The organism is Planococcus notacanthi (assembly GCF_030407825.1).
Lineage (GTDB): Bacteria > Bacillota > Bacilli > Bacillales_A > Planococcaceae > Planococcus > Planococcus notacanthi.
The window spans coordinates 254,945-274,529 of sequence record NZ_JASDCQ010000002.1 but is presented as its reverse complement, the minus strand read 5'-3'; the positions used below and the strand labels follow the sequence as shown (position 1 = coordinate 274,529).

Annotated in this window: 23 protein-coding genes and 1 riboswitch; of the genes, 8 read left to right on the top strand and 15 right to left on the bottom strand. The window is 44.1% G+C overall.

The genetic code is table 11. The annotated features are described in order from the left end of the window. The first annotated feature begins 152 nt into the window (after window positions 1–152). Both QMA01_RS08835 and QMA01_RS08830 read left to right on the top strand, forming a co-directional pair. Window positions 153–1,409 carry a helix-turn-helix domain-containing protein gene (locus QMA01_RS08835; protein ID WP_290183728.1) on the top strand — a complete coding sequence of 419 codons (1,257 nt, stop codon included), beginning with the start codon at window positions 153–155 and terminating at the stop codon, window positions 1,407–1,409. 183 nt (window positions 1,410–1,592) lie between these two features. Next, window positions 1,593–1,919 carry a DUF3784 domain-containing protein gene (locus QMA01_RS08830; RefSeq protein WP_191714742.1) on the top strand — a complete coding sequence of 109 codons (327 nt, stop codon included), beginning with the start codon at window positions 1,593–1,595 and terminating at the stop codon, window positions 1,917–1,919. Window positions 1,920–2,590: 671 nt separating this feature from the next. On the opposite strand, the gene QMA01_RS08825 is transcribed toward QMA01_RS08830, so the two are convergent. The 4 genes from QMA01_RS08825 to QMA01_RS08810 form a co-directional block, all read right to left on the bottom strand. Beyond that, window positions 2,591–3,037 (bottom strand): DUF7878 domain-containing protein, encoded by a 447-nt coding sequence (locus QMA01_RS08825; RefSeq protein ID WP_290183727.1) that lies wholly within the window; start codon window positions 3,035–3,037, stop codon window positions 2,591–2,593. Between the two features lie 4 nt (window positions 3,038–3,041). Beyond that, window positions 3,042–3,770: a nucleotidyltransferase domain-containing protein gene (locus QMA01_RS08820; protein ID WP_290214781.1), complete on the bottom strand. Its 729-nt coding sequence runs from the start codon at window positions 3,768–3,770 to the stop codon at window positions 3,042–3,044. 66 nt (window positions 3,771–3,836) lie between these two features. Continuing rightward, the gene (locus tag QMA01_RS08815; protein WP_290183726.1) at window positions 3,837–4,478 is read right to left on the bottom strand and encodes a DUF3885 domain-containing protein; all 642 of its coding nucleotides are present in this window, start codon (window positions 4,476–4,478) and stop codon (window positions 3,837–3,839) included. Between the two features lie 21 nt (window positions 4,479–4,499). Next, entirely contained in the window at window positions 4,500–4,793 is a 294-nt protein-coding gene (locus QMA01_RS08810; protein ID WP_191714739.1) for a hypothetical protein, read from the bottom strand. Between the two features lie 188 nt (window positions 4,794–4,981). Between QMA01_RS08810 and QMA01_RS08805 the strand changes: the two genes are divergently transcribed. After that, complete coding sequence (locus QMA01_RS08805; protein WP_191714738.1) at window positions 4,982–5,128, top strand: lipoprotein; 147 nt, start codon at window positions 4,982–4,984, stop codon at window positions 5,126–5,128. Between the two features lie 62 nt (window positions 5,129–5,190). Here the strand turns inward: QMA01_RS08805 and QMA01_RS08800 are convergent, their stop codons facing one another. Further along, on the bottom strand, window positions 5,191–5,358 hold the full coding sequence (locus QMA01_RS08800) for a Fe3+ hydroxamate ABC transporter substrate-binding protein (RefSeq protein WP_191714737.1): 168 nt from the start codon (window positions 5,356–5,358) through the stop codon (window positions 5,191–5,193). Window positions 5,359–5,458: 100 nt separating this feature from the next. Between QMA01_RS08800 and QMA01_RS08795 the strand changes: the two genes are divergently transcribed. After that, window positions 5,459–5,644: a hypothetical protein gene (locus QMA01_RS08795; RefSeq protein WP_290214780.1), complete on the top strand. Its 186-nt coding sequence runs from the start codon at window positions 5,459–5,461 to the stop codon at window positions 5,642–5,644. Window positions 5,645–5,669: 25 nt separating this feature from the next. Here QMA01_RS08795 and QMA01_RS08790 read toward each other — a convergent pair whose 3' ends face one another. From QMA01_RS08790 to QMA01_RS08775, 4 genes are all read right to left on the bottom strand, one after another. Then, a complete protein-coding gene (locus QMA01_RS08790; protein ID WP_290214779.1) occupies window positions 5,670–5,882 on the bottom strand; it encodes a hypothetical protein in 213 nt (70 codons plus the stop codon). 142 nt (window positions 5,883–6,024) lie between these two features. Further along, complete coding sequence (locus tag QMA01_RS08785) at window positions 6,025–6,270, bottom strand: hypothetical protein (RefSeq protein WP_290214778.1); 246 nt, start codon at window positions 6,268–6,270, stop codon at window positions 6,025–6,027. A 50-nt stretch (window positions 6,271–6,320) separates the two neighbouring features. Continuing rightward, window positions 6,321–6,782, bottom strand: coding sequence for a hypothetical protein (locus tag QMA01_RS08780; RefSeq protein ID WP_290183724.1), 462 nt, complete (start codon window positions 6,780–6,782; stop codon window positions 6,321–6,323). 125 nt (window positions 6,783–6,907) lie between these two features. Further along, a complete protein-coding gene (locus QMA01_RS08775; protein ID WP_191714733.1) occupies window positions 6,908–7,090 on the bottom strand; it encodes a hypothetical protein in 183 nt (60 codons plus the stop codon). A gap of 158 nt (window positions 7,091–7,248) precedes the next feature. Further along, window positions 7,249–7,428, bottom strand: a riboswitch (cobalamin riboswitch). 206 nt (window positions 7,429–7,634) lie between these two features. Between QMA01_RS08775 and QMA01_RS08770 the strand changes: the two genes are divergently transcribed. Then, window positions 7,635–8,594, top strand: coding sequence for an arsenic resistance protein (locus QMA01_RS08770; RefSeq protein WP_290214777.1), 960 nt, complete (start codon window positions 7,635–7,637; stop codon window positions 8,592–8,594). A gap of 265 nt (window positions 8,595–8,859) precedes the next feature. After that, window positions 8,860–10,269, top strand: a complete 1,410-nt coding sequence (locus QMA01_RS08765; RefSeq protein WP_290214776.1) for a DHA2 family efflux MFS transporter permease subunit — start codon at window positions 8,860–8,862, stop codon at window positions 10,267–10,269. Window positions 10,270–10,810: 541 nt separating this feature from the next. Here the strand turns inward: QMA01_RS08765 and QMA01_RS08760 are convergent. Genes QMA01_RS08760 through QMA01_RS08740 form a run of 5 tightly spaced genes read right to left on the bottom strand, consistent with a single transcriptional unit; the run spans window position 10,811 to window position 14,771 of the window. Next, the gene (locus QMA01_RS08760) at window positions 10,811–11,599 is read right to left on the bottom strand and encodes an FAD synthetase family protein (protein WP_290214775.1); all 789 of its coding nucleotides are present in this window, start codon (window positions 11,597–11,599) and stop codon (window positions 10,811–10,813) included. Between the two features lie 20 nt (window positions 11,600–11,619). Next, window positions 11,620–12,612 carry a 4-hydroxy-2-oxovalerate aldolase gene (gene dmpG / locus QMA01_RS08755; RefSeq protein WP_290183720.1) on the bottom strand — a complete coding sequence of 331 codons (993 nt, stop codon included), beginning with the start codon at window positions 12,610–12,612 and terminating at the stop codon, window positions 11,620–11,622. Then, complete coding sequence (locus tag QMA01_RS08750; protein ID WP_290214774.1) at window positions 12,609–13,496, bottom strand: acetaldehyde dehydrogenase (acetylating); 888 nt, start codon at window positions 13,494–13,496, stop codon at window positions 12,609–12,611. Before QMA01_RS08750 ends, dmpG begins: the two co-directional genes overlap by 4 nt. Next, window positions 13,493–14,287: a 2-keto-4-pentenoate hydratase gene (locus tag QMA01_RS08745; RefSeq protein WP_290214773.1), complete on the bottom strand. Its 795-nt coding sequence runs from the start codon at window positions 14,285–14,287 to the stop codon at window positions 13,493–13,495. Before QMA01_RS08745 ends, QMA01_RS08750 begins: the two co-directional genes overlap by 4 nt. Before the next feature lie 10 nt (window positions 14,288–14,297). Further along, a complete protein-coding gene (locus QMA01_RS08740) occupies window positions 14,298–14,771 on the bottom strand; it encodes a flavin reductase family protein (protein ID WP_290183717.1) in 474 nt (157 codons plus the stop codon). A gap of 496 nt (window positions 14,772–15,267) precedes the next feature. On the opposite strand from QMA01_RS08740, the gene QMA01_RS08735 reads away from it, so the two are divergent. After that, window positions 15,268–16,569, top strand: coding sequence for an MFS transporter (locus QMA01_RS08735; RefSeq protein ID WP_290183716.1), 1,302 nt, complete (start codon window positions 15,268–15,270; stop codon window positions 16,567–16,569). Between the two features lie 118 nt (window positions 16,570–16,687). Here the strand turns inward: QMA01_RS08735 and QMA01_RS08730 are convergent, their stop codons facing one another. Further along, on the bottom strand, window positions 16,688–18,493 hold the full coding sequence (locus tag QMA01_RS08730) for a V4R domain-containing protein (protein ID WP_290183715.1): 1,806 nt from the start codon (window positions 18,491–18,493) through the stop codon (window positions 16,688–16,690). Window positions 18,494–18,670: 177 nt separating this feature from the next. Here QMA01_RS08730 and QMA01_RS08725 point away from each other — a divergent pair, with 177 nt between their 5' ends. Further along, window positions 18,671–19,567, top strand: a complete 897-nt coding sequence (locus QMA01_RS08725; protein ID WP_290183714.1) for an alpha/beta fold hydrolase — start codon at window positions 18,671–18,673, stop codon at window positions 19,565–19,567. Window positions 19,568–19,585: the final 18 nt, after the last annotated feature.

Genomic DNA, 19,585 nt, shown 5'->3' with positions numbered 1-19,585 from the left:
TGAATTTTCTAACACTACGCAATATTGCAAAATATTGTATAATAAAAAATAAACAACTAAATTTGTAAATTTTTTTTCTTTACAATGATTGATTTTGTAAGCTGTCAAACAGAGAGAGAATGACATTAGATTGAAACGAAAAGGGTGAAGAAATGGAAATAGGAGAAAGAATACGCCAGGTCAGGATACATAAAGGAATGACTCAAACAGAGTTGATCAAAGGAATTTGTTCCAATACATACATAAGCAAAATCGAGAGCGGCAAAGCCAAGCCTTCCTACTCGTTCATCACGAAAATTGCCAAGGTACTGGAAGTGGACGCCGAGTTTCTGCTTGATATGAATATGAAGAATGTAGAGCCGGACGTCCACCGGATTTACGAAAGTTATATCAGTTTCAGAAAAATCAATTCCCAGGACCTCGCTTTATTAAAACTCCATTCGAAGGAAAACCATTCGAATTTCACTTTGATTAAAATCTACTATGTGTTGATCTCGTATTACACCGCAAATGATATGGAAGAAGCCCATCCCATAGTCGAACAAGCCAAGAACATTATTTCACCTGCCCAACCCACTTTCGAGAATGAAACTTCTTATTACTTCCATAGCCTTTACAAATATTTCAACACGAATAAGAATTATTCAGAAGCTTTGTTTTACGCGAATCTTCATCTTGAATCCTTACAACACGAAGAAACATCGTTGCGGGCAGCAAAAGCTTATTTGAACTTGGCTCAAGTCCGAACAAAAATGGATGAAGATTTAGAACTGGCAAGACTGTATACGAAAAAGGCCTTGCAAATCTTCAAAGACCAGGATTTTAAAGGGGGAATCGCAAATTCTTTGGCCCAATTAGCCATCCAATACCATCGAAACGATTTATATGATGACGCATTGAAGACTTTGGATGAACTTTTCCAGTTCTCGGAGGGGTTTAATAAAGATTATTATGCACCCATTTTGGCTTATAATTATGGACGCGTTTATCAAAAACAGAAGCAATTCGATCAAGCGGCCGCATACATGCTCCAGAGCATTGAATATGACATAAACGCAGATAAAGAAGAAGAAACCATTCATGCCCTTGAAGTTCTAAGTGATATCAGCATTCAAAGAAAGAATTGGGAAGAAGCTGATGACTATTTAAAGAAAGGCTTTCGCCTGACCACTTTGTATAACCTGCCCAATTCCTATATTCAGCTTTTGCACTTGAGATCCCAAATCTACAAAGCACGCTTTGATTTTCCTTCCTATGAGAAAGAACTGCAGCAGGCGGTTCAGTTGGCACAAAAAGGCAAGTATTCATTGCTGGCCAAAGAAATCAGTACCGAACTAGCAGAACATTATAACGAAGTTCGCGCTTATAAGATGGCCGCTAAGTATTATCAAATTGCGCTTTTATGCTGATTAACAAGAAGGAACTCGCCACGGAGTTCTTTTTTTGTCAGCCGGTATGGAAACTCAGACTCTTTGCGGGGTGGATTGGAAATTCCGAGAACATTTTAACTGGTATCTTTTTATAGAAAACGAAACTTTATCCGAAACAAATCGGTATAGTACATACAGGCCATTTTTCTTCAGGAGGTGATTATGATGGAAATGCTTATTCCACTGGTTGGAATGATATTGCTCTTGATTCTGGGTATTGCGCTGCTGCAAGGAAAAGGGGCTTGGCTAATCGCCGGGTACAATACACTTTCAGATGAGGAAAAGGCAAAATACGACGAAAAGGCTTTATGCAAAGCGACCGGAAAAATGATGTTCGGTATTACGTTTTCCACGGTTTTCATCTTTTTAGGGGAGTTATTCCAAGTGGAAGGGCTCATCATTGCCGGGGTTGTCTTGATGGTCGTCATCATCTTGGTTGGCATCATTTATATCAATACAGGCAATCGTTACTTGAAAAAAGAAGAATAGAACACCGGGAAAACCCTAAAGAAATGAGTGAGGAAAATGAAAATCAGTCGCCCCTATTTTTATTTACTGTCATTTATAGGCGTGTTTTCTATTCTCATGGCCTTCGATTATTTTAAAATTGGTTCATTCGAATGGTTGGATAACTTTATGCAATCGCTGCTCATCACTATTTTCTATTTTATTTTCACAGACAAATCGCGAAGAAAAACTTCTAAAAAAACCTCCCAGTCTGATTAAGATTGGGAGGTTTTGATGAAAACTTGTTAGTCTAATATTTTTTTAAAAATTAGTTTTTTCCTTGATGATCCATCTTACCAATAAAATGGCTGAAAGAATGATGACAGACCAATTATGATTAAAATGATCATTAATAAAGAAACTCTTATTTTCTGATTTCGTCATCGTAGGTACTAATTACTGTTTAACTGACTTCTTTAAAGAAATTCAAATCCATAAAATTGGAGGCATAAACCATGATCAGTTTTTTGAAGGATTTGACCGGTGCCCTTATAGACAATTCGAGATTAAGCCTCTACTTTTTAGCTGGAGTAGTAATTGTGACTGTTTTTATGTTTCTCCTCAAGTGGTTCATTGAGTGGATACTTGTTCCTCTTTTAACTTAGTCTCAATTCTTCGCAGTGGAGGTGATGCGCTTGAACGCGGTTCTCATTCTATACTTTTGCAAAATCAGAATACCTGATACGGAATCTGTTCATCAACAGCTCTTCCAATTCAGATAAATATTGGTCTACTGCCCCCAGCAATACATTAAGAGAGACAGTATCTTTGTGTTCAAACTCCTGCCAAATGGAAAAGAGTTGCCACTCGTCTTCGCCTTTCTTGATGAAGGCTAAAATGGGGCCTTCTCTTTCATCATGTTCCATCGTGAAATACTCAAAACGCTGTGCCGCTCCCGGATCTCTTGTCCTCCACGTTTTCAAACTGATTCCCAGCTCGAGAAGCGCCAGAGATGGCTCGTGAAAGAAGCATGACTCCTCAAGCATAATCTTTAATTCTCCCTGAACATCGGTCAAAAGTTTTCCGTTCTTTTGACGAACCAGCTTCTTATCTAAGGTTAAGATTGGGTCCAACGCAAAATGCATTGCTAAACTTTTCATGTACTTACTCCCTTCTGATTTTCCCTAGAGAAAAGCCTTCGAATAAACGTCCCCCATGGGGCTCCAACACTTCATCAACGAGTTGGATAATCTTTTGCTTGTCTTCGTTCTTATAAAATTCGTCAAAAGCTTCGACAAATTGATTGGTAAACTCAACATCGTAGTATCTTAATGACCGTATGATCCATTTAGAAGTACCAACCCATCGTTTGTTAATTCTCAATACAAATTCACTTACTGATTCTGCCAGGCTACTGGCTATAAAAATCGCCTCTGCTCGATTAGTGCACCCAATGAAGTCATCCAATGCATCCGTAATAAAATAGCGCTTTGTATTTATTAGTTCTGTTGACCATTCTTTAGGCCCTTTATCCAGCAATTCTTTAGCTTCCTCTTTAATCGGACCAATGACTCCCTCATCTTTTAAAATTATGCCTTCTGCTACCATTCTCGGCATTGAAGGCTGAGCTCTCTCATAATCACTGAAAAAATATTCTTTATAAGAAGTTAAATTATGTACAAATGCTTCGATTCTCCATCCAAAAGCGACCATTGATTCCCTATAAGAAGTATGAAATTGTTTATCGAATACAACAATATCAAGATCAGATGTTTCCGTTGCTTCCCCTCGAATAACACTGCCAGCCAATAAAGCTCCTTCACAATGCGGAAAATACTTGTTTACAAAGAGCCTTGCTGCTTCAACTGGGTTTAACTTGTTTCCATCTCCCACTATCCCATTCACCTCTTCCTATTGAATTTAATTTCCATCTTCCAAGTCCCACTGCCTAATCATTCCTCACCTAAACACCTGGTCAATCTCATCTCTGTCATAATCCAATATCCAATCGTTATGCGTATTGTAAATATGGCGAATGTCTTCCTTTGATGCCGCCACCAAGTCACAGCCCCTGTCATCATATACATGGAAAATGGTTTTATTTTTAAGGCTGATAAAGAAAACATCATGATGGATAGCCGGCTTGTATCCCATATCGGTATTACAGATTGCTTTTAACAAAGGCATGTACCTGAGGTCCGACACTTTGCATTTCAGGACAAATCGATGGGTCCGGTAATTTCCATCTTCATCGTCTTCCGGAATGATATAAGGCAGTGTCAGGTGCTTCAATTTGTTCAAAGCCGATTGATTTTTTGTGTACTTGGAGAAAATATTCAGTTTGCGTCTTAAGCTCGTGTTCTTCCCGAAATCATGTACGTTTACGACCAGAAAAATTTCATCCTCTTGAAGATGCAGGGAATTGAACAGCGTGATAGCCCTGTGGTAAACACCTTTAAGATATGCACTGTTCGGGGAACACTCGCCCCGTTTGTAATCCACCCCTAATTCGAAGCGGATGCCAACATCCCAGTTGTAAAACAAAGGTGGCGTGAGTTCTAAATCCGGAAAATTCTCTTGCATAAAATCTGTAAATTCCACTTGTTCACCTCATTCTTTTCATTAAACAACCGAAGCCGCTTTTTTCTTCTTGCCGCATCTTTCACATGTGTAGACGTACATGGCCGGCACTTCGCTATCTCGTTGGCCCCGTTTGTACTTATGCAAACCAATCCGGCACAACAAACTGCTTTCCTTGTTGGTGGCCAGCAAAGAAAAAATCAGGCCAATCACACCGGCAGCTATCAGAATGGAAGGCGCGTTATAAAGATTGAAGGTTTGATCGACTTTCGCCAACAACAGCACTGCGCCAAATAAAATAAAAAACGAGAAAATAATTTTCAATTTCGCCGACAAAGTATGGCCTCCTTAAACTTCTAAGCTCGATATACCCGGTTTCCATCGCTTTGCAGAACACAGCAAAACTAATCAACTGAAACCGAAATCCGGAAAAACTATTTCCAGTCAATTGGAAACTTTTTAGGAATCCATCCGTATTCTCCAGTAATACCATTTCGGAAATATAAAATAAGGAGGGATGTCCGATGAGGAAAATTTTTTTAGTGGGATTAGCAGCCTTGTTATTGGCCGGTTGTTCATTTGAAGTGCGTGATGCAGATCCGGAGCAAGAAGACGGATTCACGATTGATCTCAAAGACAATAAAGATGAGAAACAAGAAGAGGAAGAATAACCAAGCTGCAGAGAAGGGTCTTTCCTTCTCTGCTTTTTCAGGTATACGACCAATCGATCTCTTTACTTTTTATCGTAGCAGCCTTCGCAGATAAACTGGCCTTCATTCTTTAAATACGCTTTAACTTCCGTAAAGCCTTTTCTTTTCGGGTAGCGCATTTTGATGAAGACCACTTCATCCCCTTCAATTTCCTTGCCGCATACAGAGCATTTTGGACTTTCATTGAACATCGTCGTCACCTCCCATAGATTTCGGCCGCAAGTTTCCGTTACACTAATTAAAGCCGGTGCATTCTGACCGCCATTTTTTGTTTTAAGGAGTTGTGTATGTGTGAGTGAACTGTTGTTGTCAAAAAAATTCATCCCCGTCTATTTCATTACAGGGATTTTAGCTGTTGTATTGTTTCGTGCGATAGGTTCTTCATGGCCTGAAGTTTTCATGTCGACGTTTCTATGCTTTACAATGGGCATCATTTCTTTAGTGCGAAACTTCACTACGGGGAAAGAGGCGAATTAAATCCGCTTTGGAGGTGCATCACAGTTTAATCGATGCGTCTCCTTTCGGTCTTTCTTAGCCCATTAACCGCGATGGCCGAAGCTAGCGTGACCGTAACCAGCAAAAAGGGAAGCTGCAGCAAGAATTGCGCATGGTCAGCCAACGGATTGCTGTAGACATAGATACCGATTCCGATGCTCACTAAAGATGCAGACAGCCCCAGAATCACCAAAAACCATTTCAAAACTTTCCTATTCACCTTGCATCACCTCGACATTTTTCTTTTCACCAAGTTAAAAATAAAAACAACCGCGATGAAAAATAATACGGTGTAAATGATATCTCCTACGTTAAGCAATTTATTTCCCCCTCTCGTCTATTGCTCCCAGCTTATGTATCTTCTAAAAAACGTAATGCGACACAATGAACCCCATTGTGTCCACCAAAATCGGCAGCCACAGCCAATCAACCAGGTTGTTTTCAAACTCTTTTTCTTGCCCGGTTTTCTCAAAAAAATAATTGGCTCCAATCAATAGTAGAGAAACGATGAACAATGTGAAAATAGAGAGCGAATCCATGAAATGCAGTAAGAAAATAACGGATGACCAAAGTACATATCGTGTGCTCGTATGAGCGAAAAGTGCCACGGCGAACACCTCCTTCTTCTACTTACGGTTGAATTCACATTAAGTTGCAGTCAGGCTTTGATTTTTCTGATTTTCACATTTGCGCAATGGATGATGATCGTTGTCCGGGAAAACAACAGAATCTCATGCTGGAGTTTTCTTTTGCTTAAGGGAAGAAGTTCATCATAGCCCCATTCATCGAGACCTCGTCTCCCGCCAAAAGCGATTTTATGAGGTGCATTGCCGTATACATTTCGGGTAATATCATAATCCATAAAGAACTTCCGGACATGGGTCCAATGAATTTCATAAATTCCTCCACTGTAATGCTCAATCACCATCTTGATGGATGTCGGATCTTTCATCTCTCCATTTTCCTGATTCACGATATCAATCGAAACAACCTTGCCGTCATGAAATGAATCATTCTTCAAAAAGGCCGCTGTTTCTTGATTGAATCTGCTCAGAATTTTTTCTCTCTGTTCTGCATAACCCACTAAATCCCAGTGGTCTTCGTTCACCAGATATTTCATCCGCTTCTTCCTTTCAATATTATTTCAAACAATCATACCAAAAATATCCATAAACGTATTTTTTGATTTTCTTCTGTTCTACCCTTTTTAAAAAGAAGCAGCGTACAGCCGCTGCCTCACCTTCCTTAACCCAGTAATTCTTTTTTCACTTTCAGATAAGCAGAATTAATTGTTGCATATTCTTTTTTGTTTTCATCAATCAACTGTTGCTGGAACGATTTTAAGTCTGTGGATTTGCCTTCTGATATTCTTTGCATAACGCATACCCTGAATTGTTCTTCGTAAAAAGCACTTGATTGTGACGACATATTTTATTCCTCCTCTTTCTTTTTACATAACCCAAATAAAAAAGGCCATTTCTGTTTTCCAGAAATAGCCTTCCACTTTTTATGCATAAGAAAAAAACGTTAAAATCTCAATAAACGTCAGATTCGCACAAAGCACCACCTATTTCCACGCAGGTATTTGGTGTGTACTGGAATAAGGCAGGTCTCCTGACTTTTCATCTACGCTCATCATGCCTTCCCATTTTCACAGTGGCTTGTTATGACTCGCTCCGAATTTACAGTTGCGGGACAGTGTTGGATTTTCACCAAGCTTCCCTTTTAAGCTTATTTGCATAAGCACCTATTCCTACACGTTATGTAATTAGTGTTACTATACCACAAAATCAATAACTCGCTTAAGTTCATAATTACGTAAATCAGTGAGGCAATGAATGATTTCAGTTCCCTCAACTTTTTTCTTCTATAGTAAAAGCACTTTGTCCTGTCTTGTCAATCTGCTGCCTCTGTCTATTATGATAATATAAGCTTTACGGAATATTCCGATCCAGCGAGGTGTGGAAAAGCGATGAACATAGTCGAAAAGCTATATACAGTCATAATTCTATCTGCTGCGGTGATCGGCATTGGCGCAGGGCGCATTGAGATGATTCAGGAAAACGCGGAGCATTTCATCGTTCCCTTACTGATGGTGATGCTTTATCTCACGTTCTTGCAAATCCCGCTCCAACAAGCGAAACAGGCTTTCGGCAATGCCAAATTCGCCTCTGCTTCATTGCTGATTAATTTTTTGTGGACACCGCTTTTTGCCTGGTTCCTGGCTTCGCTGTTTTTGGGAGACCAGCTAGCCCTGTACATCGGGTTTATTATGCTGATGGTGACACCCTGTACGGACTGGTATTTGGTCTTCACTGGAATCGCCAAGGGAAACGTGGCCTTGTCCACTGCCATTCTCCCGGTGAACCTGATCCTTCAGATTATCCTGCTGCCGCTTTATTTACTACTTTTCAGCGGAACAGCCGGTGCACTCGAACTTTCTTTTTTAATGGAGAACGTGGTTGCCGTATTGGCGCTTCCGTTATTGCTGGCCATCGCTACAAAAAGGCTTTTTAGAAACAATACCTGGCTGAATGCAAGCCTGACAGCTAAATTGAGTGCATTGCCTATGATTTTTCTAGCCCTTGCCATCACAGCGATGTTTGCTTCACAAGGCAGACTGCTGCTCGGCAATTTGGATTTATTGGCTCAGCTCCTTGTCCCTATCCTGCTGTTTTTTGTGGTGAATTTCATCATTGCGCAAAACGCCGCCAACCTGCTGAAGTTTTCCTATGAAGACAAAGCCAGTCTGAGACTTAATGTGTTGGCAAGAAATTCACCTATCGCGCTGGCGATTGCCATGACCGTTTTTCCCGACCAGCCGCTGATCGCATTGGCCTTGGTCATTGGCCCTTTGCTTGAGTTGCCGGTTCTCGCTGTTACTTCGCAGCTGTTGCTGGTTTTCCGAAAACGCAGCATTTCCTATAAATAAAAGCGGCTTTCACTTTTTTATCTCCACTCGTTTCCCTATGTTTTCTTTATTTGACGGGTAAGCTATTGCGATTTTTTGGAAGAAAATGTGTCTGAATTTCCATATCCACTTCTGAAATCACGCGAATAGTATTGAGTTCTTGCAGGAGTTTTTGTATAGTTGCAAAGTGACTCAACGGCTTTAGTGAAAGCATTTCTTCAATAGAAGGAAATGTCCGGGAAAGCCGGCAAGTTAAAATTACATATAGATAGAAGGAAACCGATTTATGAATTCTCATGTACAAGTAAAAAAACCGAAAACGATGGCAGCTATTCTGATGCTTGGCGCGTTTATCGGCCTGTTTGGTGAAACAGCGTTGAATATGGCGCTGACCAACATTATGGAAGACTACGCCATCAGTGCCGGAACTGCGCAATGGCTGACAACCGGCTATTTATTGGTGTTGGCGATCCTGGTTCCTTTATCCGCCTATTTGGTCCGCTGGTTTTCGACACGCCAGTTGGTTGTCGCCGCATTGGTCATTTCTTCACTCGGTGCTGCACTTGCCGCAGTGGCACCAAGCTTTGCCGTGCTGTTGACCGGCCGTCTGGTTCAAGCGATCGGCACAGGGATTTTCCTGCCGCTTATGTTCAGTGTCATCATGCTGATTTTCCCGATCCAAAAACGCGGGGCGGTGATGGGCATCGTCGGTCTGGTCATTACTGCCGGCCCTGCTCTCGGCCCTACGTTAAGCGGATTGATCATCAGTGCCAGCAGTTGGCATTACATCTTCTGGGTGATGGTGATCTTGAATGTGCTGTTGTTGATCAGCGCCTTGAACATCGAAAATGTCTCCGATATCTCCAAGCCGAAAATTGATGTCGGCTCGCTCCTGCTGTCGACGGTCGCTTTCGGGGGCCTCATCTATGCCTTATCGACATTGGCCGAAACGCCATTCACAAATCCGGCCGTCTGGGCACCGCTTCTGGCAGGCGTTGCAGCACTTGGGCTGTTCATCTTCCGCCAGCTGAAGATGCCGGAGCCGATGGTCGACTTGCGCGTCTTCAAGTACCCGATGTTCGCACTCGGCACAGTACTGATGGTCATCACTTTGTTCGTCATCCTTTCCGTGGCGATTCTGATTCCCATCTATCTGAAGAGCGTCCTTGCCTATACATCCATTGCCGCTGGCTTATTGATGCTTCCGGCGAACCTATTGAACATCATCATGGCACCGATTGTCGGCTCCAACTTTGACCGAGTGGGCGCCCGCATCTTTACACGCCTTGGGTTTTCCTTTATCACCGTGGGAGCCATTGTCTTCCTGCTGATTTTGTCCGCAACAACACCGGTATGGCAGGTCATTGGCGCTCTTTGCATCCTGTTCCTTGGGATTTCCATGACCATCATGCCGGCACAGACACATGCCATGAATCAATTGCCGCGGGAACTGTACGCAGACGGTTCAGCGGCGATGAACACACTGACGCAGGTCGCTGGAGCTGCAGGTACGGCAATCGCCATCACCTTGTTCACAGCCGGCCAAAAGAATTACATCGCGGAATTTGGCGCCGTCAACCCCGCTGAGTTTTTGGCATTCGGCACCCATCACGCGTTCTACGCGGTATTGATTGCTGCAGTTCTCGGCTTGATCGGTTCCCTGTTTATCAGAAACAACCGGGAAGTCGTTAAATAAAAGATGAAAACACACCAGTCCTTTGATAGGGCTGGTGTGTTTTTATGGAGTTTTTCAATTTATCCCACTTTAACGGTCAATGGGAAGATGAAGAAATAGCTTCTGATTAACTATATAAGTGGAACTAATGATTTATAGTAGCCGATATTCCGTAAAACAGCTACGCTTTCCAGCGGGCTCGCGCCCAATCCTCCTCGTCCGCTGCGCTCCCTGCGGTGTATCGGTCGTCTCGCTAAGCCGCAGGAGTCTCCGCTGTTTTGCTCCATATCTCAGATAGTACTGCAGAAACGGATAGCGTTTCCTTTTCTCAAAGAGCATATCCAGCGCCGGCGCGTCCACGGGCTAGGCGGAGCAATGAGACGAGTGCCCTTCTCGGCTCATTGCGGGAGCCATGCCCAGAGCGTCCGAAGCGGTGTATGAAATGATGATTCTTATGTTCAACTTATATAGCTCAAAAAAGTTTAAGAACACCGCCCAAATAAAAAAGCAGAACCAATCGAATGGCCTGCCGGATCTTCCTATTTTATAAAAATGATGGGAATCAGCTTGGCACCGCTTCCAATTGATCCACCCATTGAATGGTCAATAAATTCGGCAACATGGCCATTTCGCAGTCCAACTGAATGGTTTTTTTGCATTTGACCGTGGCTATACATTCAATCGTTGATGTCCAACTTTCGATCCGCACTTTATACGTGCCGACATTCGGCAGCGAATAATTGGGCAATAACCCGTCCTTCTGGCAATGCTTGGTTTGATAAAATGCCCCCAATAAACCAGGCAGTTCATTCAGTTTCCGTTCCGTTAAATGTTTCCGGATCAACGTGGAGCTGATTTTCTGTTCCTTCCACTTCAACTCTTCGACGACCGTTAATCCTGCCTGCTGGGAGTCTGCATAAACCGCCAATGTCTCGACCGTTCCTTTTGCTCTGGAACCGTACGTATAATCAAACCCGCAAACGATTTCCTCGGCGTTCAAGCCGGTGATGTAGTCCGACAGAAAATCATCCGGCTCCACTTTCGCCAGTTCCTTCGTGAATTCCACCACATAAAATATGTCCACACCAAGCTTTTCCAGCTTTTCAGCTTTTTGCTCCAACGGTTCCAGGTAAGCGACTTCCTTGTCTGGAAACAAGACCGATTTCGGATGAGGGAAAAAGGAGAGGACCGCCAAAGCCAAATCATGTGCGTCCGCTTTTTCCTTTGCCGTCTGGATGACTTTCTGATGCCCTAAATGGACACCGTCAAAATAGCCAAGAGCCATGGCTGAATCAGGTGCTGACTTCCTGATTTCCTGTAAGTTTTTCGCGTTCACATAGCGTATTTGCATGATGATCCTCTCCTTTTCTGTTATCTTGCCAGGTCTTGCGCGACCTCGTAAATCAAATCTTCTTGTCCGCCAACCGCTTTCAGCTTGCCGATTTGCTTCAGAATATCCCGTTCGTGGACACCGAATTGCTTGGCCGCTTTTTGGGCATGCAACAAGAAACTGGAATAGACGCCTGAATGTCCGAGAATCAAGCTGCCGCCAGTGATTTCCTGTGGCTGCTGCATGATGGGCGCAATGACGTTATTCGCCGTATCGATCAATTCGTACAAATCAATCCCGGTTTCATAGCCCATTTTTTCAAGTACGGCAACCATCACTTCGGTCTGTGTATTGCCCGCTCCTGCACCCAGTGCGCGCAGGCTGCCGTCAATGAAAGTCGCTCCCGCTTCAACTGCAGCAACCGTATTCGCCATAGCCATGGACAAGTTATTATGGGCATGGAATCCGATTTCACATTGAAGCGTTTGTTTCAATGCACAGATCCGCTCCGTCACATCTTTCGGCAACATGGCACCGGCTGAATCTGTGACGTAGACGATTTCCGCCCCATAGCTTTCGAATAACGATGCCTGTTTCACAATTTCCTCTACAGAAGCCATATGGCTCATCATCAAGAATCCGGCGGTTTTCAAGCCCAGTTCACGGCCCAGCTGGATATGCTGGGCCGCAACGTCCGCTTCGGTAACATGAGTCGCAACCCGTACCATCTTCGCGCCAGCCTTAACAGCAGCCTGCAAATCCCCTTTTGTGCCGATGCCCGGAATCAGCAGCACGGCAACTTCCGAAGTCGTGCATTCGCCCGCAGCCGCTTCGATGAGTTTGAGTTCATCGGTTGCGGACAAGCCGTATTGCAGCGAAGATCCGCCCAGCCCGTCACCGTGGGACACTTCAAAATAGCGGACTCCTGCTGCATTCATTCCTTTTGCTGCTTCGCGTACTTGGTCTGCTGTAAACGCGTGGCGGACCGAATGGCTTCCGTCACGCAACGATACATCCAAAATATTCACTGTCATGAGATGACCTCCTTCGCGCGTTGCAGATGGCGCGCCAGTTCATTGGCGACTTGCACCGCTGCAGCAGTCATGATATCCAAATTCCCTGCATAGGCCGGCAAGTAATCTGCAGCGCCTTCCACTTCCAGAAACACCGAAACTTTTTTGCCTTCGAATACGGTGTCGGCTTTCAACGAGTAGCCCGGTACGTACTTCTGGACGTCCTGCACCATTTCGAGAATGGAATCCCGAATCGCTTCTTCGTGTCCTTCTTCTGCCACCAGTGCATGCACTGTATCACGCATGATAATCGGCGGTTCAGCCGGATTCAGGATGATGATGGCTTTTCCTTTTTTCGCGCCGCCCACCACTTCAATGGCACGCGACGTCGTGACGGTAAATTCGTCGATGTTCGCCCGTGTTCCCGGACCGGCACTTTTACTTGAGATGGTTGCGACGATTTCTGCATAATCCACTGGTACGACACGTGAAATTGCATGGATCATCGGGATGGTCGCCTGCCCGCCGCAGGTCACCATGTTGACGTTGTTCTTTTCCAGATGCTCCGTTAAGTTTACCGGCGGAACCACAAACGGTCCGATCGCTGCAGGTGTTAGATCAATCACTCGTTTGCCTGCTCCTGTCAACAGCCTGCTGTTTTCCTCATGGGCATAGGCGCTTGTCGCATCAAACACAATGTCCACCAAGTCCAAGCGTTCCATTAAGCCACTGATGCCTGTCGCGATTGTTTCATAACCGCGGTCTTTGGCGCGCTTCAGGCCGTCAGATGCTGCATCGATGCCGATCATGACGCTCATTTCCAGTACATCGCTGCGCTCGATTTTATACATGAGATCCGTCCCGATATTACCGGAACCGATAATTCCTGCTTTTAGCTTGGTCATTTCATCATCACTTCTTTCGCAAAGTTCGTACTGACTTTTCCTAATACGCCAAAGTCAGCTTCAAACCGGTCTCCTGCTGTAAACGGCACGGCTTTCGATAAAGCGCCGGCGAGGACAAACATGCCCGGTTCAATCGAGATGCCGTATTCATCCAACGCCTGTGCCAACCAAACCACCGCGTTCAGTGGGTTGCCCAATACTGCAGCGCTTGTCGCTTCGTCCATCCATTCGCCGTTCTTAGTAACCGTCATGGGAATGGCTGTGATGTCTTCGATTTCAGCTAGCTTTGTCCGTTGGCTGCCAAGGATGGCACCTGCTGATGAACCGTTATCTGCCACGGTGTCTTCGAATTTGATTTTCCAGTCCGCAATGCGGCTATCGATGATTTCAACGGCAGGTACCACATAATCAACTGCATCGATGACGTCTTCGACTGTTGCGCCTGCTCCGGACAATGCCTTTTTAAAAACAAAAGCAATTTCAAATTCCACTTTCGGCTGAAGGAACGAGTCAGCTGCAATCGCTTCCTCTTCTCCGTAAATCATCGTGTTCAATATAAAGCCGTAATCAGGTGTATGGACATTCAACATGTCCTGCATCGCCTTGCTGGTCAATCCGATCTTCAAGCCTTTGACCGTTGCTCCATTTTTCACTTTTTCCTTAATTCCTGCAAGCTGGACATGATACGCTTGTTGAGCGGAAATTTCTTTATAGGTAGTTGTCAGCGGCGCGATTGGCGCTTTCGTGTGTTCCGCTTCCAATAGTTGCTGTGCGGCCTCTTGAATATTCATGCGTCTCCCCCTACTTCACAGTTTCAAATTGAGCTAACTCGCGGTATTTCCCAGCGAAGAACAAGAGCGGGCTCTTATCTTCAAGCTTCAAATCCAGAACCTTGCCAATCAATAGCGTATGGTCTCCTTCAATATGGGAAGAGACCACTTCACATGCGATCTGCGCCAACGCGCCATCTAAAACCGGGAGGCCTTCCAATGAATCAAACAGGACCGGCTCTTCTCCAGGTCTGCCGGAGAAATGGCGGGAATATTGTTCCTGGTCTTCACTCAGAATGTTGACAGCGAATTTTTTTGAAGCGCTTACTTTTTCTAAAAACTTTGCTTTATGTCCAATTGAAATCACTACCAGCTTCGGATCCAGCGATACGGACATAAACCCGTTGGCTGTCATTCCATGCGGTACGCCTTCATTTTCAGTCGTCAACACCGTGACCCCTGTTGCGAATTTCCCCATTGCATCTCTGAATAAACGATCATCCATGCTAATTCCTCCATTCATTTTTCGAATAATTCAATCATAAAGCAGTCGTTTTAAAATTATCATGTTGGTTTTTATTGAAAATTCTGATAGAAACCATAAAAACAACAGGCTGTTGATTTTCATTTTTACTAGAAAGATTTTTTAAAGAAAATCAGATTTACCAACCCTTCTTCGAGTGAAGAAGGAGATTTTCCGGAATGAAATTTCATTTTATTTTTCAAAGTCCTAAAACCAATTCTGTGTTCTTCGATAATTTTTCCCCTTGTAAAACTATTTCTTTTCACATAGAATTCATTTCAACGGCAAGACACCTCTTCCTTTTTATTCCATTATGTTGTTTGCTTGTCAGGCAGGAAGCAGGGTGCCGCCGAACTGAAGAAACTTTTAAAAAAGTATGTGAAAGGAGGAAGTTATTCTACTAAAATTTCGCAAGCGCTTACATTTCTTTTTTTCCAGGGTGGATGGGGAATAATCGAAAATCAAAAGGGGGATTTATATGCACATGCGTTGGATGGTATTGGTGTTTCTTTTCTTACTCGCTGTTTTGAATTACACGGATAAATCAGTTTTGGGGTTAGCAGCAGAACCGATCATGTCCGAACTCGGGTTGTCCTATGATGAGTTTGGCCTGGTCGGAAGCAGCTTCTTCGCTGCATATGCTGTCGGAAGTATTGTGCTGGGCACACTGACATATCGGTTTAACTCAAAATACCTATTGATGATGATTGCTGTTGGTTGGACAGTTTCATTGGCAAGTGCCTATTTTGTTGAAACACTGGCCCATCTAATTCTATTGCGGGTTGTCTTAGGTTTCTTCGAAGGTTCTACGCTCGGGTTATCCATTGTGCATTTGGCGCGCTGGTTCACCAGTTCACAACGCGGGTTCGCTGTTGCCATCATGACTTCCGGTACTACTGTCGGAACCTACTTGGCAGCACCAGCCTTGGTGGCAGGCATCACCACTGTCGGATGGCGCCACACGTTTGCTTTGCTGGGGGTAGCAAGTTTACTATGGGCGATCGCTTTCTTCTTTATGAAAGAAGAGCCGGATGAGCCGCTGATTGAAGATGTAAAATCCTTGGCTTCCAATAAAAATGTACCGTTTAAGGATATTGTAAAAGTATTTATTAACCCATATGTGCTTTCAATTGTCGTCGTCGGATTCGTTTCGATGTGGATCACTACCTGGGTGCTTACATGGGCTCCTACTTACTTAATCCAAATTGCGGGTCTTGAACCCACGCGTATGAGCTTGATTTTCGCTGGAATGGGGATTGTCGGAACAGTATTCGCCATCTGCATCGGTAAATTCACTGATGGATTGTTCAAGCGAAAGAAAAGCCTTATCAAATCCTATGACCGTGTATTGATCACTGTATTGGTTATTGGCTCCCTATCTTTCGCCATGACCACTCTTGTCGCTTCACCAATTTTGGCTTGCGTGTTCCTGGGAATCGGTTTAATTATGAATACCAGCCTATTGCCTTTGAACACGACGATTAAATCACTGGTCATTCCGAAAAACCTGGTCGGCAGTGTTACAGGGATTTCCTTGTCGATTGCCAGTATGGCAGGCATCATCGGACCATGGGCTACTGGTTACTTGATCACACTTGCAGGCGATGACATCCGTGCCGGCTTCAATTCAGGAGTAGTGGTCATCGTTAGCTTATACGTCGTCTCGGCTACCGTGCTGCTGTTGACACGCAAGTTGAAGATTACAGCTACTGAAAAAGAAGACGCGCTCCGTGCTGCTGAAGACGAAGAAGAAAGAATGAAAGTCGCTGTCGAGCAATAAAAGAACGCGTAGCAACAGAATCCGATTGATTAGGCCCATATAAAAACGGCCAACCTACTCGAAATGAGCAGGTTGGCCGTTTTTTGTTGCTGTTACAGTTTACTTCATTGCCCGATCGCTATTTTGAAAATTCCTCGAAGCTCAGGCTATTCGTCAGAATCAGCACTTGGATGACCAATAAAATATAGGCAGCGGTTGAAGCGTTCTTCAGTGAAATCTGCATCTGTTCTTCAATCTGCTTGATGCGGTACTGGACGCCGCCGATTGATAGCGCCAGTTCATCCGTCGTTTCCTTTAGGCGTTGGCTGTTCAGCAGGTAGACGTAGAGCGTGTGCAGCAATTCCTTTTTGCGCGGATCATCGAAGTTGTACAAGTCTTTCAAGGTTTTTTTCGCCATTTCCTGCAATTGGTCAATGCTCATGTTTTTGACGATGTCGCCGATCATTCCAAGCTCCTCGTAATCCGTCAGCAATTTTTCATTCGGAAAACGTTGGGCCACACGCGCTTCTTTCAGCGAGTGCTCAAAATCCTTAAAGTTGCTGAATGTTCCGCTGATCCCAAGCGAATATTCATAATTGCCGTTATGCTTCTCCATCTTCTGAAAAATTTTCGTGACTTTCTTTTTCCACTCCTGTTTGTCGCTATTGTGTGAGTTAAGGAGAGCAATCTCTTCTCCCAGCACTGCAAAAATACAAGGCAAGTCCCATTCTCTGGCCACTTTCGCCAATTGCGTCATCTGGTCATGGACATCGATCATTTCATTGGTTTTCTTTTTCTTTTTGATATGGATGATGCCTGTAGAAAACGGCGGCTGAAACTTGAACGGCAAGAATTTATAGTAGGATTCAATGTATTTGATGTTCCGGTTATGGATCAACCGTTCCAACAGCGAGCTGCGCATCCGCTGCTGCTCTTCGAATTGGGCTTCTTCATACAGAATGCATAACGCGACGACCGTCGATATGCGCCCTAAAAACAGGTGGTCGTTTTCATCCATCTGCTTCCCGTCAAAGTAAAAGAAAGAACAAGTGGCGTAATCTTTTTTATTGATCAGAACAGGCGCTGTCAATTTCCAATACTTTTCGCCTTCGTAATGCGAAACATTGTGTTTATCGCTGATATGCGATAATTTTGCCGTTGTGTTTTTAATGAGCAGTTCCTGCTCTTCCGTAAATCCAATTTGGCTCAACGGATTGCCGTGGATGTCTTCGATCAGGATGGGAATGTTCAATAGCTCATAAGCTGTCTCCACAATTTCATCCATCGAATGCTTTTCTGTCACTTTTTGTGTCAACTGTCCCTGGAACAATGAGATTTTCTCCAGCATTTGCTTATGGTGGACAAGCGCGTCATAGGTCATTTCAAGCTCGGACAAGATATTGTCGTTTTGGTAAAGGTGGATCAAGTCCCCTTTTTCCTCAAGCCAATCACGCTCCAAACGGACTTCGAACTCGCAGGCCGAATCCCCTTTTGCGACACATTTATGCTCTACGGCAATAATCGACTCGCCAAACTCATAAGTCAACGCACCGCTCGCAAAACCGCATAGCATATGGCATACGCATTCATCCGCCAAGCCCGAATTCTTCAAATGCAATTGCGCTTCGAAAGATTCCACCCATTGGCCCCATGTATCCTTGCACTCTATAGTGCCGTCCGGATGGCGCACAATCTCCCCCATAAAAATGACATCTTTTACATGCCCCAAACGGGAATGCCTTTTGCCGACCGTTTTCTCCGTCTGCTGGTTTTGGAGATTCTTTTTGGCTGACTCAAGCCCGAATTCCTTGCCCAGCCGAAACAAGAAGCCTTTTGTTTTATAGGAACCGATATTATTAAACAAGTTATTCTTTAAAGTATGAAAGGCATTTGCTGACATTAAGATGTTTTGCGTCTCGTTGGAATCAAATAGAACCTCATTCATCACAATCCACTCCTTTGATTTCTATTCCTAATCTTACAAGAATAAAATTACTTTTCAATATTTTTTAAAGATTAAATCAATTTATTCAATAAAAATCACTATGATATTGAAATTTTCTAACAGTTATACTCAAAACAGAAATTACAACAGCTACCCAGACCACAAGGAGGTATAACAATGACAATTTTTGAAGGATTCCATAATAGCTATGTATTGGCAAACGGTGTACGCACCCATTATTCATGGGCCGGAACAGAAGGACCCGCTGTCATCCTGCTTCACGGTGCAGGACCCGGCGCTTGCGGTGCGGCAGGATGGCGCCATATGCTGCCGGCATTGGCTGAAGCGGGCTTCCGCGCATACGCAGTAGACCAATTATCGATGGGCTTCACAGATGCACGCCCTCACGCTTGGCCAGTAAACGGCCATCAGAGCTTAGTGGATCATGTCCATGATTTCATCGAAGCCTTATGCCTGGATGAAGTTTCATTGATCGGCAACTCCCAAGGTGCTTACGTGGCAGCCAAATATGCCATCGACCATCCTGAAAAAGTAGACAAAGTCGTTTACATCGGCAGCAACACCATTTACCAGGCGATGCAGGAAGTTCCCGAAAGAAAGATGCGTTCATTCCTTGACGTCATCGGCTATGACTATACAGAAGAATCATTGCGCAAGTTCATGTACCGCAACTCCACGGACGAAGTATCGATTCCAGAAGAATTGATCCAGCTTCGCCACCGCGCTGCAACCAGCCCGGGCATTAAAGAATCCAACGAGGCATTCGCTGCCTATCTGGAGAAAATGAACGAACAGCCAAAATTATGGGATCGTTATTGCATCAAAGACTCTTTGCCGAAACTAAAAATTCCAGGCATCTTCATCTGGGGCAACCAGGACGCAGTGGCGCCTGTCGAAACCGGATACAAACTTGAAAAACTATTGCCGAACATTGAATTCAAGTATATCGATAATTGCGGCCACCAGGCACAAACGGACCAGCCGGAAATCGTCAATAACCTTGTTACGGAATTCCTGGCAGCAGAAAAAAACCAAGCAGTTGCAGCACAATAAATGATTCTTGAAAGGAAT